Source organism: Falsiroseomonas algicola (assembly GCF_011040385.1).
GTDB lineage: Bacteria > Pseudomonadota > Alphaproteobacteria > Acetobacterales > Acetobacteraceae > Falsiroseomonas > Falsiroseomonas algicola.
The window spans coordinates 375,473-390,070 of record NZ_JAAIKB010000003.1; the positions used below are offsets into that span (position 1 = coordinate 375,473).

The 14,598-nt window shown below is 71.0% G+C and carries 12 protein-coding genes; 8 read left to right on the forward strand and 4 right to left on the reverse strand.

Annotated elements, in window-relative coordinates; all coding sequences use genetic code 11:
- Nucleotides 1–99: 99 nt before the first annotated feature.
- The 3 genes from G3576_RS10355 (at nt 100) to G3576_RS10365 (ending at nt 4,633) form a co-directional block, all read left to right on the forward strand.
- Nucleotides 100–2,640 carry a calcium-binding protein gene (locus G3576_RS10355; RefSeq protein ID WP_164694308.1) on the forward strand — a complete coding sequence of 847 codons (2,541 nt, stop codon included), beginning with the start codon at nt 100–102 and terminating at the stop codon, nt 2,638–2,640.
- Nucleotides 2,641–2,759: 119 nt separating this feature from the next.
- Nucleotides 2,760–3,884: a Ppx/GppA phosphatase family protein gene (locus G3576_RS10360; RefSeq protein WP_235951717.1), complete on the forward strand. Its 1,125-nt coding sequence runs from the start codon at nt 2,760–2,762 to the stop codon at nt 3,882–3,884.
- Between the two features lie 17 nt (nt 3,885–3,901).
- Nucleotides 3,902–4,633, forward strand: coding sequence for an RlmE family RNA methyltransferase (locus G3576_RS10365; protein WP_164694309.1), 732 nt, complete (start codon nt 3,902–3,904; stop codon nt 4,631–4,633).
- Nucleotides 4,634–4,694: 61 nt separating this feature from the next.
- Here the strand turns inward: G3576_RS10365 and G3576_RS10370 are convergent, their stop codons facing one another.
- A complete protein-coding gene (locus tag G3576_RS10370) occupies nt 4,695–5,990 on the reverse strand; it encodes a hypothetical protein (protein ID WP_164694310.1) in 1,296 nt (431 codons plus the stop codon).
- 226 nt (nt 5,991–6,216) lie between these two features.
- Here G3576_RS10370 and guaB point away from each other — a divergent pair, with 226 nt between their 5' ends.
- Nucleotides 6,217–7,692, forward strand: coding sequence for an IMP dehydrogenase (gene guaB / locus G3576_RS10375; protein WP_164694311.1), 1,476 nt, complete (start codon nt 6,217–6,219; stop codon nt 7,690–7,692).
- A 228-nt stretch (nt 7,693–7,920) separates the two neighbouring features.
- Here guaB and G3576_RS31250 read toward each other — a convergent pair whose 3' ends face one another.
- A complete protein-coding gene (locus tag G3576_RS31250; protein WP_207622749.1) occupies nt 7,921–9,015 on the reverse strand; it encodes an SPOR domain-containing protein in 1,095 nt (364 codons plus the stop codon).
- Nucleotides 9,016–9,200: 185 nt separating this feature from the next.
- Entirely contained in the window at nt 9,201–9,701 is a 501-nt protein-coding gene (locus G3576_RS10385) for a peptidase S1 (RefSeq protein WP_164694312.1), read from the reverse strand.
- A gap of 229 nt (nt 9,702–9,930) precedes the next feature.
- On the opposite strand from G3576_RS10385, the gene G3576_RS10390 reads away from it, so the two are divergent.
- From G3576_RS10390 to guaA, 4 genes are read left to right on the forward strand one after another with little or no spacing between them, the layout of a single operon-like run.
- On the forward strand, nt 9,931–10,629 hold the full coding sequence (locus G3576_RS10390) for a haloacid dehalogenase type II (protein ID WP_164694313.1): 699 nt from the start codon (nt 9,931–9,933) through the stop codon (nt 10,627–10,629).
- Complete coding sequence (locus G3576_RS10395) at nt 10,626–11,939, forward strand: RsmB/NOP family class I SAM-dependent RNA methyltransferase (protein ID WP_164694314.1); 1,314 nt, start codon at nt 10,626–10,628, stop codon at nt 11,937–11,939. The genes G3576_RS10390 and G3576_RS10395 overlap by 4 nt, the downstream gene beginning before the upstream one ends.
- A 25-nt stretch (nt 11,940–11,964) precedes the next feature.
- The gene (locus G3576_RS10400) at nt 11,965–12,558 is read left to right on the forward strand and encodes a GNAT family N-acetyltransferase (RefSeq protein ID WP_164694315.1); all 594 of its coding nucleotides are present in this window, start codon (nt 11,965–11,967) and stop codon (nt 12,556–12,558) included.
- Nucleotides 12,559–12,606: 48 nt separating this feature from the next.
- Entirely contained in the window at nt 12,607–14,193 is a 1,587-nt protein-coding gene (gene guaA / locus G3576_RS10405) for a glutamine-hydrolyzing GMP synthase (RefSeq protein ID WP_164694316.1), read from the forward strand.
- Here guaA and G3576_RS10410 read toward each other — a convergent pair.
- Nucleotides 14,156–14,569 (reverse strand): DUF6525 family protein, encoded by a 414-nt coding sequence (locus G3576_RS10410; protein ID WP_235951719.1) that lies wholly within the window; start codon nt 14,567–14,569, stop codon nt 14,156–14,158. The genes guaA and G3576_RS10410 overlap by 38 nt on opposite strands.
- Nucleotides 14,570–14,598 lie beyond the last annotated feature (29 nt).

Sequence of the window (14,598 nt, forward strand, 5' to 3'; positions counted from 1 at the left end):
GTTTGTGATCTCGCGCTGCGCCGGATCAATCCGCGGATATGTCCATGATCTCACAGGTTTACGCGGGCATGACGCAATTGCCGCGTCACGATCACGCCGTTGCGAAGCGCCTGGGCACCGATACCTTCCGCCGAGTTAACGGAGAGCCCGATGTTTCAACTCTACGGTACGCGGCTGGCTGACACGCTGATCGGCACGGAGGAGGCGGAGACCCTCTACGGCGGCAGCGGCGATGACTTGATCCAGGGCCTGGGCAACGGCGACTACCTCCTCGGCAGCGTGGGTGACGATACGCTGCAGGGCGGCGACGGGGCCAGTACGCTTCACGGTGGCGCCGGAAACGATCGGCTGGTAGCCGGGGCGGGCGACGATCTGCTGTTCGGCGGCCACGGGGCCGATACGTTGGTCTCAATCCTCAGCGGCGCGGCCACGCTGAACGGGCAGGACGGGGACGATTTGCTGCTGGGCGGCGATGGCGATGACCTGATGTTCGGGGGCCACGGGGCCGATACGTTGATCGCAATCCTCAGTGGCGCGGCCACGCTGTACGGGCAGGACGGGGACGATTCGCTGCTGGGTGGCGATGGCGATGACCTGATGTTCGGTGGCAACGGCGCCGATACGCTGTTCGGGGGCGAGGGCGATGACGCGCTTTCCGGCGGCAACGGCGATGACACCGTGCAGGGCGAGCATGGCGACGACGCCATCCTGGGCGGCACGGGCGACGACGATCTGCATGGCGGCGATGGCCAGGACCTGATCGCTGGCGAACGCGGCGCCGATACGCTGCGCGGTGATGCGGGGGATGACGAACTCGTTGGCGGGGCCGGTGACGATCTGCTCGACGGCGGAGAGGACGCGGATCTCCTGTTCGGCGAAGCGGGTGCGGACACGCTCTCCGGCGACGCGGGGGATGACGAGATCCACGGCGGGGCCGATGACGACCTGCTCGAAGGCGGGGAGGGCGCGGATTACCTGCTGGGCGAAGCGGGCGCGGACACGCTGCTGGGGCATGGTGGCTCCGACATCCTGTCCGGCGGTGCCGGCAATGATCGCCTCTACCTGACCGATGCCAGCGATACTGTCGGCGACACGATGGGCGGTACTGCCGGTGGCGGCGATGGCGATGACCTTGTGTGGGGTGGCGGCGGTGGCGATACAGTCGTGGGCGGCCGTGGCGCGGATACGCTGCTGGGGCATGGTGGCGACGACTTCCTGTCCGGCGAAGCGCATGATGACGTGCTGATGGGCGGCGCTGGCGCCGATACGCTGTCCGGCGGTGCCGGCAATGATCGTCTCTACCTGAACGATGACAATGACCCTTCCAGCGACACGATGGAGGGTTTGGTCGTCACCGGAGACGGCGATGATCTCGCCTGGGGTGGCGGCGGTGGCGACACGCTGTCTGGCGACCGTGGTGCGGATACGCTGATGGGGCATGGCGGCTACGACATTTTGAACGGGGGTGCCGGCAATGATCGCCTCTACCTGAGCGACGACAGCGATCCTTCCGGCGACACGATGGGGGGTGCTGTCGGTGGCGGCGATGGCGATGACCTCGTGTGGGGTAGCGGTGGCGCCGACTCAGCCATCGGCGGTCGGCACGCCGATACGCTGCTGGGCTATGGCGGCGATGATTTCCTGGCCGGGGAAGATCATGCCGACCTGGTGATCGGCGGTGACGGGAGGGACACGCTGGGCGGCGGCGCAGGCGCCGATACCCTCCTCGGCGGTGCTGATGACGATGTGTTCGACGGTGACGTGGGGAACGACCTCATGCTCGGCGGCGCGGGCGCAAACACCATGGTTGGCGGGGGCGGTGATGACCGCATCTACCTGTATGATGACATCGCCCCCGACGCGATCACCACCGGCGGGTTCGCCATCGGTGGTCTGGGTCGGGACCTGATCTGGGGCGCCGGCGGAGCCGACGGCATCACCGGCGACGAAGGCGCGGATACGCTGATCGGCAGCCTGGGCGCGGATTCCTTGCACGGTGGCGCGGGGGCGGACTTCATCAGCCTGTCGGACCTGCTCGGCCTGCTGGCGGACCATGACGGAGGCCTTGCAGGCGGTGGCAGCGGCACCGACACGATACTCGGCAGCCTGGGGGCTGATTCGATATCCGGCATGGAGGGGGCCGACAGCCTCGTCGGCCTTGGCGGTGCGGATTTCCTGGATGGTGAGGAGGGCCGGGACACGCTGCTGGGTGGCGATGGGCGCGATGTCCTGATCGGTGCGGCGGGAAGCGACCTGGTCGAGGGTGGCGCCGGCAACGACACCATCATCCTCGATACCCGGGACGGCGGGACGGATACGGTCTCGGGCGGCGCCGGGGCTGACGAATTCGCCTTCTTCGATTTCGGCGCGCGGCACCGGATCATGGATTTCAACCCGGAGGAGGATCGGTTCATCTTCATCGACCGGTCGCTGGGCGTGGCCACCTTCGGGATCACGCTGACCGGCGCGCCGGAGGGTGACGAGGCGCAGGTCGTCTACAACCGGGCGACCGGCCTGCTCTCCTGGTATGCCGAGGGTGACCAGGGCGCTGGCGTCACCGTCGCCTGGCTGGATGGGGCGCCCGATCTTCTGCCCGGGAACTTCTTCATCCAGATCGTCCCTGATCCGCTGGCGGGTTAGCCGCCGCCCCACGCCCCGCGGGGCGGCGACTCGGAATTGCCTTGCCCCCGGGGCGCCATCGCCGGATCATGCGGGCAGCCCGCCTGCCGCCACCCTCGGCCAGGGCGGGCGCCCGGACCATGATGACGAAGGATGCGCACCCCGCGGCCGACGCCGCGCCACCCCTTGAAGCCTGCGGCCCCTTGCCGTCGGCAGGGGCGGTGCTGCGCCCGCGGGAGGGCGTGGCTTCCTGCGGGACCCGGGCCTATGCGGCGCTCGACCTCGGCACCAACAACTGCCGGCTCCTGGTCGGCACGCCAGCGCCGGGCGGCAATTTCCGGGTGGTGGACAGCTTCAGCCGGATCGTCCGGCTGGGGGAGGGGCTCGGCGCCACCGGCAACCTCTCCGACGTCGCCATGGACCGGGCGCTGGCGGCGCTGCGATCCTGCGCAGACAAGCTGGCGAAGCGGCCCGTCCGCGCCTTGCAGGCGGTGGCGACCGAAGCCTGCCGGCGCGCGCGCAACGGGCCGGCCTTCCTCGCGCGGGTGGAGGCCGAGACCGGCCTCCGGCTGCGGACCATCTCCCCGCGGGAGGAGGCGGAACTCGCCATGGAATCCTGCGCGCCCCTGATGGAGCCGCAGGACCGCCGGGCGCTGCTGTTCGACATCGGCGGAGGCTCCACCGAGATCGCCTGGATCCGCACCCATGCCGACCGGCAGGGGCCGGAGCTGATCGGCTACATCTCCGTCCCCGTCGGGGTCGTCACGCTCTCGGAGCGCTGCGGACCCTCCTGCTTCACGGAAGCCGGCTTCCACGCGGTGGTGGATGAGGTGGCGGCACGGCTCCGGGGCTTCGATGCGGTGCATTGCATCGGGCAGGAGATCCGGGCCGGTGGCGTGCGCCTCATGGGCACCTCCGGCACCGTGACCACCCTGGCCGGCGTCGCCATGGCGCTGCCGCGCTACCGGCGGCCGCTGGTGGATGGGCAGACGCTGGAGGCCTGCGTCGCGGACCAGGCGCTGGGCGACCTCTTCGCCCTCGGGCGGGATGGACTGGCGGCGCATCCCTGCGTCGGCCCGGACCGGGTGGACTTCGTGCTGCCGGGCTGCGCCGTCTATGCCGCCATCCGCCGCGTCTGGCCCGTGCCGCGGCTGACGGTGGCGGATCGGGGGCTGCGGGAGGGCATCCTGCTGCGCCTGATGCGGGCGGACCGGATGGCCGCGTCGCGCCGCGCACCGGGCCGTGGCTGGCATGGCACGGCCTGAGGGCCTATTGCGCCCCCATGGCGAAGACACCCGGCGGCAAGCCGCCCAGCCCCTCCGTTCCCGGCCGCCAGCAGAGCCGCCCCGGCGCCAAGCCGGCCGACCGCGCGCTGAAGACCCGGCTGCGCACGGCGGAGGGCCGCACCATCGGCAGCCAGCGCTGGCTGGAGCGGCAGCTGAACGACCCCTACGTCAAGGAAGCGAAGGCGCGGGGGCTGCGCAGCCGCGCGGCCTTCAAGCTGGAGCAGATGGATGACAAGTTCCGGCTGCTGAAGCCGGGCAGCCGGGTCGTGGACCTGGGCGCTGCGCCAGGCGGCTGGACGCAGGTCTCGCTGGCGCGCGGCGGGGCGAAGGCGAAGGTGGTCGCAATCGACCTGCTGCCGGTCGATCCGATCCCCGGCGCGATCCTGATCGAGGGCGATTTCCAGGAGCAGGCGGCGGAGGATGCGGTGCTGGCGGCGCTGGACGGGCAGGCGGACCTGGTGCTGTCCGACATGGCGCCCAACACGACGGGCCACAATGCCACCGACCATCTGCGCATCATGGCGCTGGCGGAGCTTGCGCTGGATTTTGCCCGGCGCGTGCTGGCGCCGGGCGGCGGCTTCGTGACCAAGGTCTTCGCCGGCGGGTCGGAGAAGGAGTTCCTCGCGACCCTGAAGCGGGACTTCGCGCAGGTGCGCCACGCCAAGCCCCCCGCCAGCCGCAAGGACAGCGCGGAGCTCTATGTGGTCGCGACCGGCTTCCGCGGCTAAAGCACTATCCGATCAAGCTGAATCAGCTTGATCGGATGTCGTGCTTTAGAAGCAACAATTCCTATAGCACAAGGTCCGCCACGGCCTGGGAGACGGGCTGGCTGGTCAGCACCGCCAGGTCGAGCGTCCCGTTGCTGTCCGCATCCAGGCGGTAGAGCGTGTTGTTGTTGAGCAGCTCCGCCTGGCCCGGGACCTGCAGTTCCACCAGCGCATTGGGATCGTCGCGCTCGCCGCTGGCGAGGTAGCCATCGGCGATCGTCTGGCCCAGCGCATTGGCCACCAGGGCGAAGCCCGAGACTTCCTCCGGCGCGCCGCGCACGCCGGCATTGTAGAGCGTGGCGTCCGGCAGCGTGCGGAGCAGCGAGGTGACGTTCACATGCGCGTCCGCGGCCGTGACCGCGATCGGGTTGCCGTTCGCATCCACGGCCTGGAACGACACCGTCTCCCCGATGTGGGAGCCGATGCGCGTGATGAGGTCACCCTCCGTGCGGATGTTCAGGGCGTTGATGTAGGACAGGACATTGGGGTCGAGGCTGCCGCCATTCAGCTTTTCCGCGGCATCGCGGCCGCCGAGCGGATCGACCGTCAGCAGCCGCACCGCGCCCGGCGCGATGGAGACGCCCGCCGCCAGCATCGCTTCCGTCGCCTCATAGGCCGCGACCTGCGCCACCGCGCCGCCGAGGCTCGGGCCCACGAACTGAACGCCGCGGCCGAGCGTGACCTGCGCTTCCACCGCGTCCGCGATCATCGCCTGGAAGGCCGCGGAGCGGACCTGCAGGCCGCCGAGATCGACGGCGGCGACGGTATCCGCGATGGAGCCGACTTCGAGCCCATCGATCACGAAGACCACCGGCCCGCCATCGGCAGGGAGCACGCGGATGGCCGAGAAGCCGGATTCGTTGTCGTTGTACTGTTCGTTGATGGCGAAGTCGAAGCCGCGCACCTGCATGGCGATGGCATCGGGGCCGAGGGTGTGGACCACGCGCGCGGTCGCGGTCAGCGCGGCGCCGATCTCGACCTGGAGCTGGAGGAAGTCGGAGAGCCCGGTGGGGACCTCACCGGTCGAATCGGGGCCGCGATATTCCGGCGGCAGCTGGTCCAGCAGGCCCTCAAGCCGCGCGAAGTTGAGATCGTCGAGGTTGGCGAAGAAATCGGCCACGGCCTGCGGCGCCGGCAGGTCCGCGATCTCATCGATCAGGTCGCTGACGTCGATGGCGGCGGTGTCGATGACGTCCGCGGGCTGCGGGAGCTCGATCGGGTCGATGATGTCGGTGACGGTATCGGCGACATCGTTGCCGGCCTCCGTCAGCGCGTCCTCGATATCCTCGGGGAGGTTGAAATTCAGGCTGCCGGACATGGCGCGTCGTTATCCTCGGTCTGGGTGTCGGTCCGGCCCCCCAACGCCGATGGGGCTTCCGCGTTCACCCGGCTGCTGCGGGAGACGCGCCCCTGGCGCCCGCGTCATGCATAGGTCACCGTATCACCCTGGACGCGCATGGCGCTTCCGGTGTAGGCGGGGCCGCCAAGGTTGCGGATCGAAAGAGGCTCCCGCCATGGCGCGCTCCCCAGAAGCAGTTTCAGCAATGCCGGCCCTGCCGCGCTTCGAGGAGGCCTATGCCTTCGACGACGTGCTGCTGGTGCCCGCCTATTCCACCGTCCTGCCGGCGGAGACCGACACGCGCACGCGGCTGACGCGGGAGATCACGCTCAACATCCCGCTGGTCGCCGCGGCGATGGACACGGTCACGGAAGGGCCGATGGCCATCGCCATGGCGCAGGCCGGCGGCATCGGCGTGATCCACAAGAACCTCTCGCCCGAGGAGCAGGCCGCGCAGGTGCGGCGGGTGAAGAAGTTCGAATCAGGCATGGTGGTGAACCCGTTGACCATCCACCCCGACCAGACCCTGGCCGAGGTCCGCGCGCTGCAGGAGACGCATCGCATCAGCGGCATTCCCGTGGTGGAGCGCGACAGCGGGCGGCTGGTCGGCATCATCACCAACCGCGACGTGCGCTTCGCCACCGACCCCAACCTTCGCGTCTATGAGCTGATGACGCGGGAGAACCTGGTGACGGCGGATGCCGATGTGACGCCGGAGCGTGCCCGCGCGCTGCTGCACAAGCACCGGATCGAGAAGCTGCTGGTGGTGGACGACCAGTTCCGCTGCGTCGGCCTCGTCACCGTCAAGGACATGGACAAGGCGCAGGCCAATCCGAACGCGGTGAAGGACGCGATGGGGCGGCTGCGCGCCGCGGCCGCCACGGGCGTCGGCGAGGATGGCTACCGCCGCGCCCAGCTGCTGGTGGAGGCGGAGGTCGATGTCATCGTCGTCGATACCGCCCATGGCCATTCCGGCGGCGTGCTGCGCGCGATCGAGCGCATCAAGAAGCTGTCGAACTCCGTGCAGATCGTGGCGGGCAACGTGGCGACGCCGGAAGGCGCCATGGCGCTGATCGAGGCGGGGGCGGATGCGGTGAAGATCGGCATCGGCCCCGGTTCCATCTGCACCACGCGCATCGTGGCCGGCGTCGGCGTGCCGCAGCTGACGGCGGTGATGGAAAGCGCCATCGCCTGCCGCGAGAAGGGCGTGCCCTGCATCGCCGATGGCGGCATCCGATCCTCGGGCGACGTCGCCAAGGCGATCGCGGCGGGCGCGGACTGCGTGATGATGGGCAGCGTCTTCGCCGGGACGGACGAGGCTCCGGGCGAGGTCTTTCTCTATCAGGGCCGGTCGTACAAATCCTACCGTGGCATGGGCAGCCTGGGGGCGATGGCCCGCGGCTCGGCCGACCGGTATTTCCAGGCCGAGGTCGCCGACAAGCTGAAGCTGGTGCCGGAGGGCGTCGAGGGGCGTGTCGGCTACAAGGGGCCGGTCGGCACGGTGATCCACCAGATGGTCGGCGGGCTGCGCGCCGCGATGGGCTACACCGGCAGCGCCACGGTGGGCGACCTGCAGAAGAACGCCCGCTTCCGCCGCATCACCAATGCGGGGCTGCGGGAGAGCCATGTGCATGACGTGGCGGTGACGCGGGAAGCGCCGAACTACCGGCTGGAGGGCTGAGTCGGGCGGGGGCGCCGATCCGGCGCCCTTTCGCCAAGCTCTTGTTTTCGCTGAATACTACGAATTTAGCCGATTAGCCCGTTTAGCCGACTTATGCACCTTTAGTCGCGTTTTTCGTGGCCTGCCGGGGCGGCCGGCCCGCAGGGCGATGGGCGCGGCTCGGCACCGTGATATCCGGAACATAGACGGAACGGAGGCGCGAAGGCCAGCGCTTTCGGCGGGGAGGCCTCAGAAGCTGACCCAGCAGGGGAGTTGGCGTTCGGCCAGGCGGGCGCAGAAGCGCTCCGCCTCCTCCCGATTCGCGAAGCCGGCGACGCGCAGGCGGAAGATCGGCGGGGCGGCCTCCCGCTCCACCCGCAGGATGACCGGTGTCCGGCCGGCGGCGAGGTCCGGCAGGCGGGTGGCGAAGCCGGCCCAGTGGCGCTGCGCCTCGGCCTCGCTGCCCGCGGCGGCGATCTGGACGCGCGGGCCGGATGGCGTGGCGGGCGCCGGGCGGGTCGCGGACGGTTCGGGCAGCGTGGCGAGGATGATGGGCGGGGCTGGCGCGTCCGGTGGCGCGGCGGCGGATGGCGCTGGTTCCGCGGGCACGGGCGGGGATTGGCCGGCTTGCGGGCGGGTTGGCAGGGCGGGCGAGGGGCGCGCCGCCTCAGGGCGGGGCGTCGCGGCGAGCCGCGCGGGGGCTGGCTCGGGCTGGCGGGTAGGGGCTGGTTCGGCCTGGCGCGTGGGGGCTGGTTCGGCCTGGCGCGTGGGGGCTGGCTCGGCCTGGCGCGTGGGGGGCGTGTCGGGTTGCGGCGTCGGGGGCGGCTCGGACAGCCGCGTCGGCGCTGCCTCGGCGTGCTGCGCGGGGGCAGGCTCGGCCGGCCGTGCGGGGATGGCTTCGGCCTGCCTCGCGGACAGCGCCTGCGGCGCGGGCGTCGGTTCCGGCGGCGGTGGGGGCGGGGGTGACGCCAGGGCAATGACGGGCGTCAGTTCGGGCGGTGCGATGGCGGGTGCCGTGGCTGAGGGGGCGACCGGCGGCTCCGGCAGGGCGGAAGCGGGCAGTTCGGGCTCACGAGCCGCCGGCGCGGCCGGGGCAGGGGGCTCCGGCGGCGACGGCGCCGTGGCGGCCAGGGCGGGGAAGGCGGGTGCGACCGGCAGGGGTGGCGGGGGTTGCACCGCCTCCGACAGATCCAGCAGCCGGATGCGCGCGGCGCCGCCGCGGCCGGGCAGGACCGGGGGCAGCATGATGCGATCTTCGGGCGGCGGCGCGGCAGGCGCCTCCGCGATCGTCGATGGCGGGGCGGGCGGCGCGCAGGCCAGGAGCGGCGCGAGCAGGAGCAGCATGCGGCCGGCGCAAGGGGCAACCCGGCCCTGATGGCGATTGCTGCCTGTCATGCGCGCTGGCCCGGAGCCTCCTGCTGCCAAGCGCATCATGGCGGAGGCCCATGCCCTCCGCTACCGCCCCTGTTGCATCCGGGCGCCCCTTGCTTCCGGTCCAGGGGGAGCGGCGCTCCCCCTGCCTTGTCGCGTCAGCGGCGCTGGGGCGGGATTTCGCTGATGCGCAGCGTCGCGCGCTGGGGCGCGCCGCGCTCGAAGGTGCCGATCCAGATGTTGTAGTTCCCGCTCTGCGGGTTCTGGATGACGATGCCGGGGTTCACGCCATCGAAATCGTCGTTGCAGATCCAGCGGCCGGAGGCGTCGTTGATGACCAGCGTGGTGTCGACGTTGGCGACGACAGAGATGTAGAGGGGGTACTGGCCGGAGGTGTAGTTGAGGTCCACGTCGGGCTTGGAGAAGTCGATCCAGCCGGCGCAGTCGGGGCCGATGCCGGTGGCTTCGCGGTCGCCGCCGGCTTCCACCTGCACCTGGTGCGGGTCGGGCTCGAAGCCCGCGCGGAGGTTGGCGGTGGCGTAGCGCGGCTGCGCCTGCCAGTTCGGCGTGGCGTTGGGCGCGGCGCCCTTCTGCTGCGCCATCACTCCGGCCGTGGCCATGACCAGCATTGCGCCGGCGGCGGCGATCGTCCTCAGCATCTGCATTTCCTCTTCGGCGCGCTGGAATGCGCGTCGTTCCGCATCTTGAACCCGGGCCGGGGTCGTGCCGCAAGGGGCGCGCAACCGATTGAAACACATCGCGGCTTGGTGATCGGGGGCGGTGATCCAGGGGTGGCGTTCGGCCGTATCGCGCGCGGCCGGCACCGTTGTGCTTGCCGCCGCCGCCCGGCGGGGCGACCATCGGATCGAGGAAGGACAACAGACCCCCATGGCATCATCCCCGGCGCCCCGGCCCGAACCGGTCGGCGCCTGCGTCTTCGACGCCTATGGCACGCTGCTCGACGTCCATGCGGCGGTTGGCCGGCATGCCGCCGGGCTGGGCGACCAGGCCTGGGCGCTGTCCGCGCTGTGGCGGGCGAAGCAGCTGGAGTATTCCTGGATCTTCTCCCAGGCCGGCGACTACGAGGATTTCGAGACGCTGACCGAACGCGCGCTGGATGTGGCGCTGGCGACGCACGGGATCGCCGATCCCGGCCTGCGGGGCGCGCTGCTGGCGGCCTACCGGGAACTGGATGCCTTCCCGGATGCGGCACCGGCGCTGGCGGCGCTGCGGGCGCGGGGGGTGGCGACGGCGATCCTGTCCAACGGGTCGCCGGGGATGCTGGCGGCGGCGACGGGGGCGGCTGGGCTGGCGCCGCTGCTGGATGCGGTGCTGTCGGTGGACGATCTGCGCCTCTACAAGCCGGCGCCCCGCGTCTATGCGCTGGCTGCCATGCGCTTCGCCTGCGCGCCGCGTGACATCGTCTTCGTTTCGGGCAATGCCTGGGATGCCTATGGGGCGGCGCGCTTCGGCTGCCGCGTCCTCTGGCTGAACCGCACCCCCCAACCCGAGGAATACGGGCTGGACCGCCTGGCGGAGGGGCGCATCACGACCCTCGCCGAACTGCCTGATCGGATTTTCGCATGACACCCGCCGCGCGGCTTGCTGCCGCGATCGACCTTCTCGCAGCCGTGGAGGCCTCCCCGCGCCGTCCGGCCGATGGCATCGCCAACGACTTCTTCCGGGCCCGCCGCTACATCGGCAGTTCCGACCGGCGCAACGTCTCCGACCGCGCCTGGGGGGTGATCCGGCAGCGGCTGCGGCTCGCCTGGCATTTCGAGCAGGTGGGGGAGGCGCGGCCGGGCGCTCGGCTGCTGGTGGCCGGCCATCTGCTGGTGGCGGAGGGCTGGCTGCTGGACGGCATCGCCCAGAACTATTCGGGCGAACGCTTCTGTGCCGGGCCGCTGACGGAGCATGAGCTGGCGGTGCTGAAGAAGCTGGAGGGGCGCCCCCTGGTGCATCCCGACATGCCGGAGGGGCCGCGGCTGAACCTGCCGGACTGGGCGCTGCCGGGGCTGAAGGCCCGGTTCGGGGAGGGGCTGGCGGCCGAAGCCGCCGCGATGGAGGAGGCGGCGCCGCTCGACCTGCGGGCCAACCTGCTGAAGGGCACGCGGGATGTCGTGCTGGCGGCGCTGACCGGGGAGGGGGTGCCGGCGACGGTGACGCCGCTCTCGCCCTGGGGGCTGCGGGTGCCGGACCGGCGGCCGGTGGGGGCGACCCGCGCGTATCTGGAGGGCCTGGTCGAGATCCAGGACGAGGGCAGCCAGCTCATCGCGCTGCTGACGGATGCGAAGCCCGGGATGCGGGTGGTGGATTACTGCGCGGGGGCGGCGGGCAAGACGCTGGCGATCGCGGCCACCATGGACAACAAGGGCCACATCGTCGCCTGCGATGTCTCCGCGACCCGGCTGGAGGGGGCGGTGAAGCGCCTGCGCCGCGCCGGCGTCCATAATGCGGAACGGCACCTGCTGGCCGCCGGCGACAAGTGGCGGAAGCGGAACTCGAGAAAATTCGACCGCGTGCTGGTGGATGCGCCCTGCACGGGCAGCGGCACCTGGCGGCGCAATCCGGATGCCCGCATCCGCACCAATGCGCGCGACCTGGCGGAGCTGGTGGAGAAGCAGGCGGCCATCCTGGCGGATGCCGCGGAATTGGTGCGGCCGGGCGGCAGGCTGGTCTACGCTACCTGTTCCCTGCTGCCGGAGGAGGATGAGTTGCAGGTCGAGCGCTTTCTGCGCGAGCATCCGGACTTCGCGGCGGTGCCGGTACCGGGGCTCTGGGCCGGGCTGGCGCCGGGCGTGGCGTCTCCGGTGGAGGAGGATGCGATGGCCCTGTCCCCGGCGCGGCATGGCACGGATGGGTTCTTCGCGGCCGTGATGCAGCGGCGCGCGGCCTGATGGGGCGGGCGGCGGGGAAGCGCCGATGATCTGCATTCGCCGCGCCCGGCCGGGCGATGCCGCGGGGATCGCGGCGGTGCATGTGGCGGCCTGGCGCAGCGCCTATGCCGGCATCCTGGGCGATGGCTACCTGGCGGGGCTGTCGGAGGCGCGGATGGCCGCCTTCTACCAGCGCGCCATCCTGGACCGGCGGGACGGGCATGCCGTCTTCGTCGCGACCGCGGGCGGGGGCGACCAGCCGGCGCCGGAGGGCGACGGCCCCGCGCCGCGGGAGGCGCCGGTGGTGGGCTTCGCCTCCGGCGGGCGGGCCAGGCGGCGTGGCCTGGCAGAGGGCGAGGTCGAGACGCTCTATGTGCTGGATGATTTCCGGGAACGCGCCGTCGGGCGGCGGCTGATGCGGGCCATGGGGGCGCATCTGCGCGCCATCGGCTGCAATTCAGCCATGGCCTGGGTGCTGGAGGACAATCCGAGCCGCTTCTTCTACCGGCACCTCGGCGGGCGGATGGCGATGCGGGAATCGATCCGGGTGGCGGGTCAGGGGGTGGAGCAGGTGGCGATGGTCTGGGACCCCATCGACGTGCTGCTGGCGGCGACCCTGACGACGCCGGAAGGCAGTTAGCCCGCCTTCCCGCTTGCCCCCGCGCCGGGGTTGTGGTCATGACCCGCCATGACGCAGACCGACACCCTCCCCGACATCCCCGCCCGGCATGAGCGCATCCTGGTGCTCGATTTCGGGAGCCAGGTGACCCAGCTGATCGCCAGGCGGCTCCGCGAGAGCGGGGTGTATTGCGAGATCTGGCCCTTCAACGCGGCGCCGGAACAGCGCATCCGGGATTTCGACCCCAAGGGCATCATCCTCTCCGGCGGGCCGGCCAGCGTGACGGAGGGGGAGAGTCCCCGGGCCCCGGACTATGTCTTCGAATCGGGGCTGCCGGTGCTCGGCATCTGCTACGGGCAGCAGACCCTGGCCCATCAGCTCGGCGGCACGGTGGAGGGCGGGCATGCCCGCGAATTCGGCCGCGCCTTCATCGACGTGACCGGCGACTGCGCCATCACCCAGGGTGTCTGGGCGAAGGGGGCGCGCGAGCAGGTGTGGATGTCGCATGGCGACCGCATCACGCAGCTGCCGCCGGGGTTCCGGGTGGTCGCTTCGAGCGAGGGTGCGCCCTTCGCGCTGATCGCCAATGACGAGCGCCACTACTACGGCACCATGTTCCATCCGGAAGTCGTGCACACGCCGCATGGCGCGCAACTGCTGCGGAACTTCACGCACCTCGTCTGCGGCTGCCGTGGCGACTGGACCATGGGCGCCTTCCGCGCCGAGATGATCGAGAAGATCCGCGCCCAGGTCGGCACCGGCCGCGTGATCTGCGGGCTGTCGGGCGGCGTCGATTCCTCGGTGGCGGCGGTGCTGCTGCATGAGGCGATCGGCGACCAGCTGACCTGCATCTATGTCGACCACGGGCTGATGCGGGCGAACGAATCGCAGCAGGTGGTCAGCACCTTCCGCGACCGCTTCAACATCAAGCTGGTGCACCGGGACGCCAGCGACCTGTTCCTCGGCCAGCTGAGCGGCGTCACGGATCCCGAGATCAAGCGCAAGACGATCGGGCGGCTGTTCATCGAGGTGTTCGAGGAGGAGCAGAACAAGGTCGGCGGCGCCGACTTCCTGGCGCAGGGGACGCTCTATCCCGACGTGATCGAGAGCGTGTCGGCGACCGGCGGGCCTTCGGTGACGATCAAGTCCCACCACAATGTCGGCGGCCTGCCCGAGGGCATGCGCATGAAGCTGGTGGAGCCGCTGCGCGAGCTGTTCAAGGACGAGGTCCGCGTGCTGGGCCGCGAGCTTGGCATCCCGGAGGAGATCGTGGGCCGCCACCCCTTCCCGGGCCCGGGCCTCGCCATCCGCATCCCGGGCGAGGTGACGCGGGAGAAGGCGGACCTGCTGCGGAAGGTGGATGTCATCTACCTCGAGGAGATCCGCGCGGCGGGGCTCTATGATTCGATCTGGCAGGCCTTCGCGGTGCTGCTGCCGGTGCGGACCGTGGGCGTGATGGGCGATGGCCGGACCTACGACATGGCCTGCGCGCTGCGCGCCGTGACCAGCACGGATGGCATGACGGCCGATGTCTATCCCTTCAGCATGGAGTTCCTGAGCCGGGTGTCGAACCGGATCGTGAACGAGGTGCGGGGCATCAACCGCGTGACCTACGACATCACGAGCAAGCCGCCGGGCACGATCGAGTGGGAGTGAGGCGCGCCGCCCGCCGCTGACGCCGCGGGCAGGCGGCGTCGTAGCGGAGCACCGTGGCGCCGGCGGCCTGGTGGGGCAGGGGCGTGCCCCAGCGGGCCGCGTGCGCGGCGGCGAAATCCTGGCGCTCCAGCGCCTCGCAGCGGTCGATGTGGTTCAGCAGCCGGCGCTCGGCGCGCTCGCTGCTGCCGGTGCGGCGGCGGAACAGGCGCCAGAGCATCAGCGCATTCACCGCCCAGCCATCATAGCTGTGTTCCTGCAGGCGCTGGCGGAGGCGCGGTGGCAGCGCATCGAAGGCGGCCCAGTCATCGCCGCTGAAGCGGCGCCAGAGGCGGGGGCGTTCGGTGACGTCGTTCGGTGAGGCGGCCGGGGTCTGCATTGTTATAACATAACAAAACGACGATGCGC

Coding starts and splice junctions, on each gene's coding strand:
- G3576_RS10360 (WP_235951717.1), top strand. CDS start 2,760: ATGATGACGAAGGATGCGCACCCCGCGGCCGACGCCGCGCCACCCCTT.
- G3576_RS10365 (WP_164694309.1), top strand. CDS start 3,902: ATGGCGAAGACACCCGGCGGCAAGCCGCCCAGCCCCTCCGTTCCCGGC.
- G3576_RS10370 (WP_164694310.1), bottom strand. CDS start 5,990: ATGTCCGGCAGCCTGAATTTCAACCTCCCCGAGGATATCGAGGACGCG.
- guaB (WP_164694311.1), top strand. CDS start 6,217: ATGCCGGCCCTGCCGCGCTTCGAGGAGGCCTATGCCTTCGACGACGTG.
- G3576_RS31250 (WP_207622749.1), bottom strand. CDS start 9,015: ATGCTGCTCCTGCTCGCGCCGCTCCTGGCCTGCGCGCCGCCCGCCCCG.
- G3576_RS10385 (WP_164694312.1), bottom strand. CDS start 9,701: ATGCTGAGGACGATCGCCGCCGCCGGCGCAATGCTGGTCATGGCCACG.
- G3576_RS10390 (WP_164694313.1), top strand. CDS start 9,931: ATGGCATCATCCCCGGCGCCCCGGCCCGAACCGGTCGGCGCCTGCGTC.
- G3576_RS10395 (WP_164694314.1), top strand. CDS start 10,626: ATGACACCCGCCGCGCGGCTTGCTGCCGCGATCGACCTTCTCGCAGCC.
- G3576_RS10400 (WP_164694315.1), top strand. CDS start 11,965: ATGATCTGCATTCGCCGCGCCCGGCCGGGCGATGCCGCGGGGATCGCG.
- guaA (WP_164694316.1), top strand. CDS start 12,607: ATGACGCAGACCGACACCCTCCCCGACATCCCCGCCCGGCATGAGCGC.
- G3576_RS10410 (WP_235951719.1), bottom strand. CDS start 14,569: ATGCAGACCCCGGCCGCCTCACCGAACGACGTCACCGAACGCCCCCGC.